This window comes from Marinobacter sp. NSM, from assembly GCF_052380025.1.
Lineage (GTDB): Bacteria > Pseudomonadota > Gammaproteobacteria > Pseudomonadales > Oleiphilaceae > Marinobacter.
The window spans coordinates 355,195-368,747 of record NZ_JBQTCK010000002.1 but is presented as its reverse complement, the minus strand read 5'-3'; the positions used below and the strand labels follow the sequence as shown (position 1 = coordinate 368,747).

General features: G+C 59.0%; 17 protein-coding genes. 7 read left to right on the top strand and 10 right to left on the bottom strand.

What is annotated here, in order from left to right; genetic code table 11:
• Window positions 1-212: 212 nt before the first annotated feature.
• The 4 genes from ACTZWX_RS05790 to ACTZWX_RS05775 all read right to left on the bottom strand — a co-directional run bounded on the left by ACTZWX_RS05790 (window position 213) and on the right by ACTZWX_RS05775 (window position 2,524).
• Entirely contained in the window at window positions 213-953 is a 741-nt protein-coding gene (locus ACTZWX_RS05790; RefSeq protein ID WP_444713126.1) for an energy transducer TonB, read from the bottom strand.
• A complete protein-coding gene (locus ACTZWX_RS05785; protein WP_444713125.1) occupies window positions 950-1,360 on the bottom strand; it encodes an ExbD/TolR family protein in 411 nt (136 codons plus the stop codon). The genes ACTZWX_RS05790 and ACTZWX_RS05785 overlap by 4 nt, the downstream gene beginning before the upstream one ends.
• On the bottom strand, window positions 1,357-1,662 hold the full coding sequence (locus ACTZWX_RS05780) for a biopolymer transporter ExbD (RefSeq protein ID WP_444713124.1): 306 nt from the start codon (window positions 1,660-1,662) through the stop codon (window positions 1,357-1,359). The genes ACTZWX_RS05785 and ACTZWX_RS05780 overlap by 4 nt, the downstream gene beginning before the upstream one ends.
• A 76-nt stretch (window positions 1,663-1,738) precedes the next feature.
• On the bottom strand, window positions 1,739-2,524 hold the full coding sequence (locus ACTZWX_RS05775) for a MotA/TolQ/ExbB proton channel family protein (protein WP_444713123.1): 786 nt from the start codon (window positions 2,522-2,524) through the stop codon (window positions 1,739-1,741).
• A gap of 155 nt (window positions 2,525-2,679) precedes the next feature.
• Here ACTZWX_RS05775 and ACTZWX_RS05770 point away from each other — a divergent pair, with 155 nt between their 5' ends.
• From ACTZWX_RS05770 to ACTZWX_RS05760, 3 genes are read left to right on the top strand one after another with little or no spacing between them, the layout of a single operon-like run.
• Window positions 2,680-3,102: a cache domain-containing protein gene (locus ACTZWX_RS05770; protein WP_444713122.1), complete on the top strand. Its 423-nt coding sequence runs from the start codon at window positions 2,680-2,682 to the stop codon at window positions 3,100-3,102.
• A 57-nt stretch (window positions 3,103-3,159) separates the two neighbouring features.
• Window positions 3,160-3,798, top strand: a complete 639-nt coding sequence (locus tag ACTZWX_RS05765) for a hypothetical protein (protein WP_444713121.1) — start codon at window positions 3,160-3,162, stop codon at window positions 3,796-3,798.
• A 9-nt stretch (window positions 3,799-3,807) separates the two neighbouring features.
• Complete coding sequence (locus ACTZWX_RS05760) at window positions 3,808-4,617, top strand: GGDEF domain-containing protein (RefSeq protein ID WP_444713420.1); 810 nt, start codon at window positions 3,808-3,810, stop codon at window positions 4,615-4,617.
• Here the strand turns inward: ACTZWX_RS05760 and ACTZWX_RS05755 are convergent.
• On the bottom strand, window positions 4,614-5,381 hold the full coding sequence (locus ACTZWX_RS05755) for a sulfite exporter TauE/SafE family protein (protein ID WP_444713120.1): 768 nt from the start codon (window positions 5,379-5,381) through the stop codon (window positions 4,614-4,616). The two genes, ACTZWX_RS05760 and ACTZWX_RS05755, sit on opposite strands and share 4 nt — an antisense overlap.
• Before the next feature lie 96 nt (window positions 5,382-5,477).
• Here ACTZWX_RS05755 and ACTZWX_RS05750 point away from each other — a divergent pair, with 96 nt between their 5' ends.
• Together ACTZWX_RS05750 and ACTZWX_RS05745 are read left to right on the top strand one after the other, a co-directional pair.
• A complete protein-coding gene (locus ACTZWX_RS05750; RefSeq protein WP_444713119.1) occupies window positions 5,478-6,965 on the top strand; it encodes an amidase in 1,488 nt (495 codons plus the stop codon).
• Window positions 6,966-7,107: 142 nt separating this feature from the next.
• A complete protein-coding gene (locus ACTZWX_RS05745; protein WP_444713118.1) occupies window positions 7,108-7,716 on the top strand; it encodes a hypothetical protein in 609 nt (202 codons plus the stop codon).
• A 51-nt stretch (window positions 7,717-7,767) separates the two neighbouring features.
• On the opposite strand, the gene ACTZWX_RS05740 is transcribed toward ACTZWX_RS05745, so the two are convergent.
• The 4 genes from ACTZWX_RS05740 to ACTZWX_RS05725 are packed head-to-tail and all read right to left on the bottom strand — an operon-like array spanning window position 7,768 to window position 11,933.
• Window positions 7,768-8,898: a HupE/UreJ family protein gene (locus tag ACTZWX_RS05740; RefSeq protein ID WP_444713117.1), complete on the bottom strand. Its 1,131-nt coding sequence runs from the start codon at window positions 8,896-8,898 to the stop codon at window positions 7,768-7,770.
• A complete protein-coding gene (locus ACTZWX_RS05735; RefSeq protein WP_444713116.1) occupies window positions 8,895-10,136 on the bottom strand; it encodes a tetratricopeptide repeat protein in 1,242 nt (413 codons plus the stop codon). The genes ACTZWX_RS05740 and ACTZWX_RS05735 overlap by 4 nt, the downstream gene beginning before the upstream one ends.
• Entirely contained in the window at window positions 10,096-10,329 is a 234-nt protein-coding gene (locus tag ACTZWX_RS05730) for a hypothetical protein (RefSeq protein ID WP_444713115.1), read from the bottom strand. Before ACTZWX_RS05730 ends, ACTZWX_RS05735 begins: the two co-directional genes overlap by 41 nt.
• Before the next feature lie 20 nt (window positions 10,330-10,349).
• On the bottom strand, window positions 10,350-11,933 hold the full coding sequence (locus tag ACTZWX_RS05725; RefSeq protein ID WP_444713114.1) for a DUF4331 domain-containing protein: 1,584 nt from the start codon (window positions 11,931-11,933) through the stop codon (window positions 10,350-10,352).
• Window positions 11,934-12,102: 169 nt separating this feature from the next.
• On the opposite strand from ACTZWX_RS05725, the gene ACTZWX_RS05720 reads away from it, so the two are divergent.
• Both ACTZWX_RS05720 and ACTZWX_RS05715 read left to right on the top strand, forming a co-directional pair.
• Window positions 12,103-12,660, top strand: coding sequence for a sigma-70 family RNA polymerase sigma factor (locus tag ACTZWX_RS05720; protein WP_444713113.1), 558 nt, complete (start codon window positions 12,103-12,105; stop codon window positions 12,658-12,660).
• Window positions 12,657-13,355 carry an anti-sigma factor gene (locus tag ACTZWX_RS05715; protein ID WP_444713112.1) on the top strand — a complete coding sequence of 233 codons (699 nt, stop codon included), beginning with the start codon at window positions 12,657-12,659 and terminating at the stop codon, window positions 13,353-13,355. Before ACTZWX_RS05720 ends, ACTZWX_RS05715 begins: the two co-directional genes overlap by 4 nt.
• Before the next feature lie 27 nt (window positions 13,356-13,382).
• On the opposite strand, the gene ACTZWX_RS05710 is transcribed toward ACTZWX_RS05715, so the two are convergent.
• Window positions 13,383-13,550, bottom strand: a complete 168-nt coding sequence (locus ACTZWX_RS05710; RefSeq protein WP_444713111.1) for a hypothetical protein — start codon at window positions 13,548-13,550, stop codon at window positions 13,383-13,385.
• Window positions 13,551-13,553: the final 3 nt, after the last annotated feature.

Below are 13,553 nucleotides of genomic sequence, written 5' to 3'. Positions count from 1 at the left end.
ATGAGCAGACGCCGTCGTCTGAAAGATTGCTGTTTGGGCAGACTAAATTCGATCTGCTGACCAGGACTCAGCAGGCACCGTGCCAGCTCTGAGATTTTCAGGGAAAGCGATTTTAATTCAGTAGGTAATGGAGGGGGAGTGTTTTGTTATCTTGAGCCGGTGTTCGCGGGCTTGCACCGGCTCAGTGCGATCTGCGCATCTGTGGTGCGGGTTCAGCGCAGGCTGAAGCGAACCGGCAGCGCGTAGGTAAACGTCTGGCCCCGCATGGTGTCCGGCACTTTGGGCAGGGGCGCTGCCTGGGCCAGCATCTGCATGGCTGAGTCATCAAGCAGTTGATGCCCGGAGCTGTCCCGCAGCGAATGGCTGACCAGCGAGCCGTCGCGGGCAAATTCGAAGACGATCACCGGGGTGCCTTCCTGCCCGAGGCGGCGGGCTCGCCGGGGGTATTCGTAATAGCGGGCCAGGTGGCGGCTGAGTTTGCTCAGGTAGCTGTCGACATCGCTGGAGTTCCCGGCGTTCTGGAGGGGTATCACATCCTGGCTGTTATCGGCATCTGCTTTCTCCCCGGCTTCTTCCACAGCCGCTGTATCCGTGGGTGCTGGCGTGCTGGGCTCGCTGACTGGCTCGGCAACGGGCTCTGGCTCCGGAGCCGGTTCGGGCTCGGGTTCTGGCTCTGGCTCAGGTTCGGGCTCAGGTTCGGGCTCAGGTTCCGGTTCCGGTGTCGGCTCGGGTTCCGGGGTGGGTTCCGGTTCCGCCACGGGTTCCTGTTGAGGTTCTGGCGATTGTCGGCCAGCAAGGCTGATCCGGATGGCCGGAGCGGTGTTGACAGCGCTGTCGCCCAGCACCGGAAGTTCCATGGGGTTGTCCGGCGCCATCAGTGCCAGCGTGGCTAGCGTCGCCACAATGGCGGCGGTCAGAATCAGTGCTTTCGGGCCTCGTCCTGCGGTTGTCATGCCCCGGGCTCCGTCAGCAGCAGCACGTCGGTGTAGCCGCCGGTTTCCAGAAGACCAAGCAGATCCTCCAGATCAGCCATGGTCAAGCCCTGGTCTGCTGCAATGCGTAAAGACGCCTGTTCTTCAGGTTCGGGCAAACTTGCCAGCAGTCGGTCCCGGCTGACCGTTTCTCCACCCACGGTCCAGCTGCCATCGGCTTTGACCATCAGATCTGCCTCTGGAGCGCGCTCTTCTTTTAGCTGCGCACTGCCAGGCAGTTCCGGCAATGGGTCTTCAGTGAGCTGGCCGGCAACAATAAAGAACATCAATAGCAGGAACACCAGATTGATCAGCGGCAGCAACGCATCTTCAACACGTTCCAGCAGACCTTTTCCGGAGGTGGCGGGGGGTGGAACCAGGTCGGTCATGATTCGGGTGTGCCGCTACGTTTCCAGTGTGGGGTAATGCCAGCGTTATCCAGCGTGCTCAGCGTACGGGTAAAGCTGGCCAGGCTGGCCTCTGGAGCCGCCTCGAGGTTTGCTTCGGAAACGCCGGCGGCGGTCAGGGCCGGTACCAGCTCCTGCAGGCTGTAGCGGGTGTCCTGCCAAAGGATGCGGCCATCTACCTCTACCCGGAGTTCCGGGCGTGGGTCGCCTTCGGTGGTGCTGCGCTGGCTGGTGTCGTTGCCCAGTTCCAGATAATCCACGGGCAACAGACGGGTGGTGAGCATGAAAAACACCAGAAGGATAAACACCACGTCAATTAATGGTGTAATCCGGATCGGTATTGGCCTGCTGGGTCTGGGCTCAACCAGCTGCATGGGCAAAACGCGGGTTGTCTGCGGTGTCGTAGCTTTGGCTGGCTTGAGCGGCCTGCTCCACAGCAACTGCGGGTTGCTCGGTAACAGGCTGCGGCTCTGTGGCCGGCAGCACGTTAAACACGCTTACCAGGGTGCTGTTAATAACCTTGTGAATGCGTCGCAGGCGAAACTCCACCCAGGCCGCCAGTGCCGCAAATGGAATCGCAATGACCAGGCCTGCGGCAGTGGTGGTCAGGGCTTCGTAGATACCGCCACTGAGCTGGCTGGCATTGGCACGGCCATCGGTTGCCGCCATAGCGCTGAAGGCTTCCATCATGCCCATAACCGTGCCCAGCAGGCCAAGCAGTGGCGCCAGGGCTGCGATCACTTCAATGATCTTGAGCGGCGCTTCAAAGGGTTCCAGAGCGTGTTGGGCGTCCCGCACGGCGGTCTCCCGAACCGCTGTGGTGTTTGCCGTGCCTTTGCAGGCCGACATGGTATTCACCATCAAATGCATCAGAGGATTACAACGGCCCAAAAAGCCCGCCTGCTCCCGCACCTTTTCGGGCCGGGTATCTGCCGGGGAGGACTGCCACTGCTGGATAAGGTGCTTCAGCCTGCGGGTGTATCGGGGTGCGTACAAAGCGCCGAACAGCATCAGATAAACGAAGGTGACGAGGCCGATAACGGCAATGGCGATGAGCACAATCATCACCGGTCCGCCCATGTCGATCAGTTGGGCAAGGGGGCCGTGCTGGGCCAGTGCGGCGGATGCAGGGCTGATGGAATCCATACAGAATCGCTCGGAAAATGAAAGTAGATCTAAATAATAACGATTATCACTGAAATTACAAGCGGGAATCTGATTGGAAAAACCTGTCTTTGCTACACTTTCATAAAGTTCGTAGAATGCACTGTGCACTATTTGGACGGCATGAGGTTGGTTATTTGATAAAGTTGTGGTTTGCGAGTCTGGCGAATCGGGCAGTTGACCTGGTCGTGGCCTTTGTGTTGGTGACCGCGGTGGTGGTGGCCAGTATCGGTTCTGCGCTGAGCCGGGCTGAACTGGAGCATCAGGCACACCAGCAAGTGGAAGCGATTGTCGAAATGGTGGCTCGTGACCTTGACCAGAAACTTGCCCTGCGGCGTGATGTTCTCTCTCACGTTGCCAGTGAAATCCCGGCCTCCGAAGCCCTGCTCCAGAATCGGGCGCGAGTCATATTGCGCCAGCAGGCCTCGCTGCTCAGGCTGTTTGATGCTCTGTTTATAATGGATGCCGAGGGTAAGCTACTGGCCGCCAATCCCCTTGATTACCTGATCCCCAGTTTCAATGCCTCGGAACGGCCATACTTCAAAGCCGTTTCCAGCTAGCTAGTGCCGATTATCAGTGAACCGTACGTTACCGCTCTTGAGGGGCGGCCAGGCGTGATGCTGGCTGCACCCCTTTTTGATCACCGTAAACGTTTCACTGGCATGATTGGCGGGTTGATTCTGCTCAATGGTGACAACTTCATGAGCGATATCTCCGGGATTCGTGTGGGGGATGCGGGCTATCTGCGCCTGATAACCCGCCAGGGGGTGGTACTGGCTGATGGCCGTGACGGTCGGGTTATGGTACCGGTGGATGTCCGGCAGAGCTCTATTGCACGTGCCATGGAGGGATTTGAAGGTACACTTCGCGATGAGTCTGACCAGAAAATGCCGACCATCACTGCCTATGGGCAAATGGCCCAAGTGCCCTGGTTTGTGGCGGCGGTCTGGCCCGAGACGGATGCCTTCGCGTCGGTCAACCGTATGCGTGACGCTTTCAGTTGGACCCTGTTGTCAGTACTGGTTGTGTTGATCCCCCTGGCATTCTGGTTCTTCCATCGCTTGTTGCGGCCACTGCGCGATCTGAGCATTCAGATCTATCAGCGCCATACCGGCGAACGCCAGATGCCGGTCTCGGAAACCGGGGGGCGGGAAATCCGGAATGTGGCTCGGGTTTTCAACATGGTTCGCCATGAGCGCGACGAGATTCTTCGGTCATTGGCTGAGCGGGAGGCGTTCTTCCGTTCTCTGACCTAGGATGCCCCCATTGGCATTGTCCACTCCAATATTCTCGGCCGGATTGAATTTGTTAACCCGGCACTGTTGAACATTCTCGGTGAAACGACGGAGCAGGTTACCCAGCGCTACCTTAGCTCGAAAGTGGCCGTTGAAGATCGCGACGCGGCATTGGCAGGCTGGCGCCGGGCATTGACCCGGCACAGGTTTTATCGTGGACGACTGCGGTTGCTGACCACCCGTTCACCGGGGTATGTCTGGGTAGATACCATGACGTCGGTTATTGAACTGCCTGACCAGGCTCTTGGCACCATCACTATTGTGCGGGATGTCACCCGAGAAATGCGCTTTGAGCAGGCGCTCCGGGAAGAGCAGCAAAGGGCCGATTCGATACTGGATGTTTTGCAGGAAGGCGTTCTGATGGTCGACAAGGCGGGCCTGATCCGGTACGCCAACGACGCAGCCGGCGAGTTTCTTGCGTTGGGGGATGATTGCATTGGCGAGAACTTCTTCGATCTGTTCCAGAGCGCGGTTCGCCAATCGGATACTGTCGCACGGTTGGGGGGTGATGAATTTGCGATGCTGTTGCCCGGATGTGGTCTGGACCGGGCCGAAGCCCTGGCAGAAAACCTGCGCAGCCGGGTCGAGGCGCTGAAGGTCCAGCACGATGGCCGCTCTTTCGGTGTGACTGTATGCATTGGACTCACGCTGGTGTCTGCAGGTGACAGCGGCCCGAGGGAGGTCATGGCACGGGCGGATGAAGGGTGCTATATCGCCAAATCACGGGGGCGCAATGCGGTGGTCTCGGTGCCCGCCCCGCCCGACGACACGGGACTTTAGGCCAACCAGCCGGCGGACTCCGCCGCTTGCCACAGCAGGCGCAGCGCCAGAATTGTCAGTACCAGATTGAAGGCGAGGCTGAACCACCGGTTGGTCATGGATTTCAGAACGTGCAGCCCCAGCCAGGTGCCGGTGAAGCCGCAGGCAATCATGGCGAGAATGAACAGCAGCCAGTCCGAGAACACGAATCCGGCAACCCCGAAGACCAGTGCTTTGGGCGCATGTTGCAGGGTCATGGCAGCGGCAAACGTGGCCACGGTTTTAAAGCGATCCCGGTGAATCTGCTTGATAAAGGCGGCGACCAGGGGGCCCGTGGCGCCCACTAACAGGCTGACAAAACTGGTGACGGCGGACGCTGTAAAAATGCCGATGGGCCCGAACGATGCCTTTGGCAGTTTCGGCCCCCAACACAGATACAGCACGAACAGAGCGATGGATAGTTGCCAGAGGTGCGCGGGTAAATTAACCAACAGCCAGGCGCCAAGCGCTGCCCCTGCAATCACGCCGGGCGTAAAGGCAGCAATCACCTTCCAGTCTATGTGGTGCCGGGTCAGCACTGCCCGGCCGGTATTGGAGCCGAGCTGAATCATGCCATGCACCGGAATAATCGCCGCCGGTGGCATCCAGGATGCCATCAACACCAGTAGCAGAACGCCACCACCGGCACCGAGCACAGCGGTCAGCATTGAGGTTATCGCCGAGGCCAATAGCAGGAAAAGAGCGACGCCCGGGCTAATGGCCTCAGGAAACAGGGTCAGGTCCATGGAACTCACTTTGGGATTGGCGTAAGCTCCTGAGTTTCCGGTTTATGCCCCGAAAGTCCAGTGGGGGCGGGTAAATAACAACAAGCAGGGTGGCCCATGAACCAGTCCGAATACCTGAGATACGACGCAACAGCGCTGGCTGATCTGATCCGCCGGGGTGATGTGACGCCCCGGGAAGTAACCGATGCGGCGGTGGAGCGTGCCAATCATGTCAATGGGGCCCTCAACGCCATCTGCCACCCCCAGTACTCGGATGCCATGGGGCAGGCGCCGGTGTCTGATGGGCCGTTTTCTGGTGTACCCCTGTTGCTGAAAGACCTGGCCCAGGAACAGGCCGGGCAACCTTGCACCTACGGCAGCCGGGCCATGCAAAAGCATATTCCGAGCCGTGACTCACAGTTCGTACAACGTGCCCGTAAGGCTGGCTTGGTGTTCATCGGTCGCACGGCAACGCCGGAGTTCGGCCTCAAGGCCGTGACCGAGTCTGCCCTTTGGGGCCCGAGCCGCAACCCCTGGAACACAGAATTGACGCCCGGAGGCTCCAGCGGTGGCTCCGGTGCCGCGGTAGCTGCTGGTGTTGTTCCCATGGCCGGAGCCAACGATGGCGGTGGTTCCATCCGCATTCCGGCAGCTTACAACGGGCTGTTTGGACTGAAGCCATCCCGCGGCCGGATTTCTGTAGGGCCCCACGCCGGAGAGGCCTGGACCGGTGCTTCGACCGACCATGTGGTGTCCCGCACAGTTCGAGACAGCGCCAGCATGCTGGACGTGCTGGCCGGCCCTGCCAGTGGCGACCCATTTCGCATTACGGAACCGGAGGGCTCCTGGTTGGACTTGATGCAGCAATCGCCGGGGCGGCTGAGAATTGGTGTGTTCACCTCTTCCCCCTACGATACCGAGGTAGCACCGGAGTGCGTGGCCGCCGTCGAAGAAACCGCCCGTATGCTGGAAGATCTGGGGCATCATGTCGAATATGCCCGGCCGGAATTTGACGGCATGGCCCTGGCACGGTGCTACCTGGCCCTGTACTTTGGTGAAGTGTCCTCAATGATGGACAGAGCACGCGAGCAGTTCGGTGCCGAGGACAAGGATTTCGAGCTGGAGACCCGGTTACTGGGTATGCTGGGGCTCACCATGCCCTTGCCGGACTATGTTCGTCGTCGCCAGCAGTGGAACGACTTCGCCCGTGCCCTGGGCGCATTTTTCGAGCGTTTCGACCTGTACCTGTCCCCGACCACCGGCCAGTTGCCGGCAAGGATTGGTGAAATGGACACCCCGGCTCATCTCAAACTGATCGCCAGGCTGATGCTAACCCTGAAAGCGGGCAAGCTGGTCCATCGTAGCGGCCAGGTGGACCAGATGGCGCTGGAAAGCCTGGCTCGAACGCCCTTTACCCAGCTTGCGAACCTGACCGGCACGCCGGCGATGTCGGTACCCATGCACTGGACCCGCGACGGTTTACCGGTCGGCGTACAGTTCGGCGCCGCCCATGGCCGCGAGGATCGACTGTTGCAGCTGGCCGCCCAGCTTGAGGAAGCAAACCCCTGGTTCGCTAATTACGAACGCCTGGAAAACGCGTTCTGATGCGTTGACACAACTTCCGGCGCGACCTTGTGATCCGCGCCGGCAAACTCCACGTTTATCTTTACTGGCGGAACAGGCTATGCTGTAACACAGGGAGCTGATTCCCTGACTACCCTGATGGCATCGAGGAGGCGAGCATCTTATGAACCAATCGATGGCAATCGACGATCTGGTATCCGTAGCACAGGCCGAAGCCATGGGGGAACTGGACGCCCCGATGATGGCCATAGTTCTGTCCAGTGAACAGAGCTACGACCTGCCCATCAACTCTCTGGAAACCGATGCCGACAAGGCCCGCTGGGGTCTGATTCTGCGGGCGGCCCGAGAACACGTGGAAGCGGACGCCGTGGCGGTACTCTACCCGGCCTGGACCACCATCCGTCGCAAACCGACCGATGCCGAAACGCCCCAGGCCCAGGAAGAGGACGACGACGGTGCCGATGATGATAACGGCCCCATCGACACCCTGTTTGTTCAGCTGCACACCCGTGACAGAATCTATTGGCGGGGTTTTGAACAGATTCGCGACCCCAAACATCAGCGCATTATCGGCTTCCGCCGGATCAAAGCGTTGTCCACCGACTACGACAGAGACAGCGCGCCAAGCGTGGCGGCCTGGCTGAGCACCCTGTTCGAACCTTTGCCGGACGAAGGCGAGGAAACCGATATCGACCGCGAGCTGGCGGATTTGCTGGAAGAACCGGAAGTCAGCGCGGCCTTGTACCCACGGCAGATGCGGGCGCTGCACTGAGCCCGTTATTAAGGCCGGCCGGGCGCCAAGGGCACCGGCCGGTTTGGTTATCTATATTTCGGCGACCCGTTCCAGCACCCAGTACAGACTTAAGGCGCCGACTGCCATCAGCATGACGGGCACCGCTGCCCGTTCGTAGAACCTTGAGCGGGCTGAGAGGTATAGCAGTGGGAAAACCACCAGCACCAGCGCAACCTGCCCCAGTTCCACGCCAAGATTGAACCCGGCCAGCGCCACCGCCAGTTGCGATACACCGGTCGTCAAATCGCCCAACACGCTGGCGAATCCGAACCCGTGAATCAGTCCGAACCCAAAGGCCAGCTTCCAGGTTTTCCGGCCCAGTATCGGCCAAATGACGTTCAGCGCTGCCAGTGCGACGGATAACGCAATGATGGTTTCCACCCAGGCAATGGGTGGGCGCACTACGCCCAGCGCTGAAAGCCCAAGGGTAATGGAGTGGGCTACAGTAAAAGCGGTGACGATGCCGACCAGCTCAAGCAGCCTGGGTTTCAGACCGGCTACACCGAGAGTATTACCCGCTTCAGTGGTCTTACGTCGGCGAATGGTGGCTGGCAGCATTAATACCAGCAAGAAGAGAATATGATCCAAGCCGATCAGTAAGTGGATAATGCCCTCGTAAAGGAAGGTGCCGAACAATCGGGCATTACCGAAACTGGTCGCTGCCAGAGCCAGTGTGGTGTCTCCGGGGGCAATAACGGCAAGGGTTTCCTGGTCTTCATAGGTCAGGCTGACCAGCCCTCTGTGCAGGGGGTCGCGATCAAACAGCAGCGTATAGGTAAGGGATTCCGGCGCCTGGCCGTTAGGGCATGCGACCAGATAACGTGCTGCCGCGTAAGGCCCGTCACTGTGTGTGGATAATCCCCACTGTTCACCTTGCAGGGTGCAGTTGCCGCTGTGATTGCTCAGCACCAGACCTTGTTCCAGATAACCGGTGATCTCGCCTCTGGCAGCCCTTAGTTCGGCACCACTGACTTGCCGGTCGGCGTTGCGGTCGAGTGGCACCTCCAGGGCAAGGTCCCTGAGCGCAAGATCCACCCTGACTGTAGACTGATCAAGGTCAAGGTAGATAAACGCGTCGCTTGCCTTGTGGGCCCAGGCAGGCGAAGCGCTTGCCGAGAATGCCGCAAGAAGCAGTAACCGTAGAAACAGGAAGCGGTTCATGAGTCGGTCTCCGGGTAGCGGTTATCAGTCTGCCGGTGTTGCTTCAGCCAGTCGCGAACACTGCTCGCCCGCTCTTCTTCGCCGGCAGCGATGCTGGCACGCAACACCAACCGGGTGTCTTCCGGCTCCCGCTGATCCTGCCAGTTGGCCAGTGCGTAACCGAGTGCCTGCGGTGCTTGCCCTTCCACATCAAGTTGGAAACGCGCCAGGTCGCGTTCATGCAAAAGGCTCCCCCGCCAGCGCGCTTCGGAAAAGCGCTCTCTCAGTCGTGTGATTAAGGCATCGGCTTGCGGATGTTCGGTTTGCTGCATTGCGATCGCCCGGATGACTGCCAGCGAGTCCACGTGTTCATAGCTTTCCGTCAAAGACAGGACGTTCTCTGGTTGTTGATTATCGAGAAACCAGTCAGCCAGCCGGGTGCGGGTGTACAGATCGTCCGGTTGCAAGTTGAGAATGAGCTGCCAGTGATCGCGGGCACGGGGATCACCAAGCTGAGCGGCCAGATCAGCCAGCGTACCCTCGGCCCAGACCCTTTCGTTGTTGTTTTGCCGGCGCTCTGTACGGGTATGATCGAGCAGCCTCTGATAGGCTGATTGTGGTTGCCCTGTGCGGCCCCGAACTTGCGCCTGACAACTATAGGCAATCAATCCCGGGGAGGATTCAAGCAGTGCCTGGCAATTTTCAGCTGCATGCTCATAGCGGCCCTGCACCAACTCAAGGTTGGCCAGTGTCAGGTGAGCCTGCAGTCGCTGAATGGGGTCATCGGTCGTGGCGATGACCGTTTGGAGGTCTGCCCTGGCCTCATCGAACTGATGCAGGCTTTGCTGGACCGTAGCTCGCAGAACTCTCAGCCGATCGGTCAGGCGGTCTTCAGGCCATTGGGCGAGCAGGCTGCTGGCATAACCCAGATATCTTGGGTCGCCATCTCGTCTGGCCTGGAGGATCTGCTGTTGTATGGTATCGGCCAGCTCCTCTGCGTTGTCTGGAAGCGCGGTTTGGGTCAGTGTTGGTTGTGGCAGGGTGACTAGAATGTCAGTGTCACCAAAGTCGGTTCTGATGTCGGCGGGTGCTGCCCAGGCGGCGGAGCCAAAAACGGCCATCCCTGTCAGGATGGCCGAGAAGGCTCCGCCCTTCAGGGCAGGAGCAAGAGCTGCCAGCGCGCCGTGCCTGGCGCGCTGGCAGCGGAGCAAGCCGCGCTCAGAACAGGTTGTCGAACGCCTGTTCATTGTCTTGATCATTGAAGCTGAACTCCAGGTTATTGATGTTTACCGGCTCACGATCATCTGCGGTGCGTTTGATCTCGTTCTGCACAAACGTGGTGAAGTCCACGGAGATCTTCAGGCCCTGGCCCCGATTGTTGGAACTGTCTGAACAGCCTGCCAGCGCCAGAGCAAGAGCCATCAACGTGGCGATCTTGAGTATGGGTTTCATGGAAACCTCCTTGATTGGCATTATTCAGGTTGTGAGCGCTGCGGGTTCGGGGAACCGGAGACCGGATGGCCCAGATACGGGAAGCCGCTCAGCAGAAGGTCTCGATCCACTACTGCTCCGTCGGTAAATGGAGTATTTCTGGCCGGTGCATTCCCCGCCATCAGCTGTTCGAAAGCTGGATGGACCTCGTTAAACGCCTCATCAAACAGCGCGCCCATTACTACACGCAGCGCTATATCGACCACGTCGTCAACCGGTCGGCGGCCGTTGGGGAAGCCAGCAAGATCCCCTCCAAGGACACCTAGGTCTTTTTGCGACATAACGTTGCTGTCGGCCGCATCAATATCGGTGTTCAGGCGAAGCATTTCACCCAGGTTTGGCGTGCCGGCGGGGCGGGTAACGCCCGGAACACCATTCAGAAAGCCCCATACCAAATCGACGCGGGGGAACTGATTCGGTGCAAGATTACCTTCGCCTCCGTTTGCCATGGGATCGCCGAACAGACTTTCAATAAGCTCAGGCAGTGTGGGTGTTAGAACATAAGGCGCAAAGTTGGACGCATCGTCTTTCGGCTCACTGGTGTTAAACAGATTCTTGTCCCGCAGGCCGATCACGACTTCGTTCACCAGCGGGGAACCGAGGCGCGAGACCTGGGTGTATGCGCCACCTTCAACGGTTGCGCCTTTGCCTGCATCGCCCTCTTCAAAGGCGACAGGTCGCGGGTTGATAACCCGGGCCTGGCGAACGCTTGCAGTGGTCCAGGCACCGATGACCGGGTCATTGGCGGACGCAACACACTCGATCGGCACCTCAAGGGCCAGTGACGTCACGTTCTTGCCTTCCAGAATGTTCAGGCCCAGATCCCGGCCGTTGGCGCCGGTGACATCCTCGGGAGACAGGTTGATCAGATCGAAGACTTCGCCGAGATTGACAGCAAAGGCTTCGGCCCGCTGTCCGGCAAACACCCGGCCGGTGCCGCAGCCCGGGATATTGGCCGTGTACACATGGCTTTGTGCATAGGCCGGATAATTCTCTATGGTTTTGCTGCCGATGTTGTCCAGCGGCTTGCTGAAGGTTGGGCTACCCCCGTCACCGGTCACGGCCTGCGATACGCCAGTGCGCCGGTCACCTCGAATGACATCCACAGTGTAGGTCTGGCGTACCTGAATAGCGCCGTTCATGGCGTCATCCATGGCGCCGGGGCCAACCGGTGCGCCTGTTTTAAGAGGGATGGAGACCATTTCCCCGTTCACATCAATTTTCAGATCCTGTCTCACATCCTGGAACGAGAAACGGAAGGTGATGTCTTCCCGTGCGTTCCCGGTGTTGTCGATGTGAATCTCGTAGATGGCGTCTTCATCAAGATCGAAGTAGTTGGGCCCGCCATAGGCATCCTGCAGTGGCAGATAGTTCGCGATCAGCGTAACAAAGCCTTCTCGGCCAGCTTCGTAACTGCGGAACATGTAGAAATCGGTACCGTCCACTTTTGGCATTTCCGTGATAAACGGGGCTTCTCTGTGACTGGACGCATAACCGGTTCCGGCGGCCAGGCATAAGCCGGCAACCGCAACAGCGAGGCCGGAGCGTTTTATAAATGTGTTCATTCCGTGCTTCCTCATCGATGGTTGGTATTGCTAAGGAGTAACGGACGCCACCGGTGAAAAGATGCACTCCGACGCGAAATAAAATGTGTGATTTTCAAGGAGTGACCCTGCAACTTTCGTGGCACTCGCACCGTAACTGTTCCTACCATTGGATGACACGGTGTAGAACATGACGGTTGATGAGTCAGAACAAAAAGAATTGTTAAACCTGTTGTTGGCAGTGGCACAGCATGATAGGGAGGCTTTTCGACAGCTCTACCAGCGAGTCTCGGCTCGCATGCTCGGGCTGTGTTACAAGCTGGCAGGCCAGCAGGAGCTAGCGGAGGAAGCCTTGCAAGATGCATTCGTACAGATCTGGCACAACGCAGGTGAATATCACGGAGATAGAGGCGCCCCCTTGGGGTGGATGCTAACCATAGCCAGGTACCGAACGCTGGATCTTATTCGTGCTCGAAGATCTTTAAGAAATGCCGGTGACGACGCGCTAAACCATCTTGAGGATGGCCGCTGGGGGCCACTGGAGACCCGGCTGCAGCAAGCTGGAGCATTAGCGCTGACCGGGTGCCTGGAGGAACTGAGTGACACCCAGCGCGATACCATCCTACTGTCCTACTACCGGGGCATGACCCATGACGAGCTGGCACAGACCCTGGCCTCGCCGGTCGGTACGGTGAAAAGCTGGATAAGGCGTGGTTTGATGGCGCTGAAGAGGTGCCTTGAGCGATGAAGAAAACGCCGGAACGTATAGAAAGCCTTGCCGCTGAGTATGTGTTGGGCTCATTAACGGGGCGGGCCCGGCAACGCTTCGAGCGCTGGATGATGCAATCGATGCAGGTTCGGCAGGAAGTCTGGTTCTGGGAAGAGAGACTGGGCCAACTGACTCGGGCTGTGCCTTCGGTTAACCCGGCGCCATCGGTCTGGGCAGAGATAGAACAGCGCCTTTGGCCCACCGTCGAAAACGCTACTCAGGCACGTCCGAGCACAGGGTGGTTCTGGCCGAGCTGGAGCTTATTGGCAAGCGCGGCTGTCGTTGTACTGGCGGTGATCCTGGTGGCTCCGCCACAGCAGGGGCCAGTGCGTGATGTGCAGTTAACCGGCGCCGTTGTGCAGTCTGACGTGAGTGATCCGCTCTGGTTGGTCAGCGAATCCGGGAATGATCGATTGAGGCTGAGATCCGTGGCCGCCGTCGACCCAGGTCAGGGCAAGGATTACGAGCTATGGGTCGTGCCGGGTGAAGGCAGCCCGGTATCATTGGGTGTTATGGCTGTGGGTGGAATCTACGAGGTGACCCTGACTGAAGAGGCGCGTAGGTTGCTGGCCAGCAGCCGCACGCTGGCCATAAGTCTGGAGCCCAGTGGTGGCTCTCCGACGGGCGTACCGACCGGCCCGGTTCTACATATCTCCCGGCTTTACGAGATGTGAAACAGTGTCGATCCGCCTCTCGGTGGATCAGTGGTTGGTGGTTAACAGCGTGAGGCACAATTGTGCGTTCTGAATAAAGTGGGCGAAGGCTGCCAGCTGTTGTTCTGATGGCACATAGCCCGCCGCAGCATTATCCGCATAGAACAGGCCAACCAGTCGCCCTTTGGCGGTAAGCGAGCCTACCAGGGCCGGCACCTT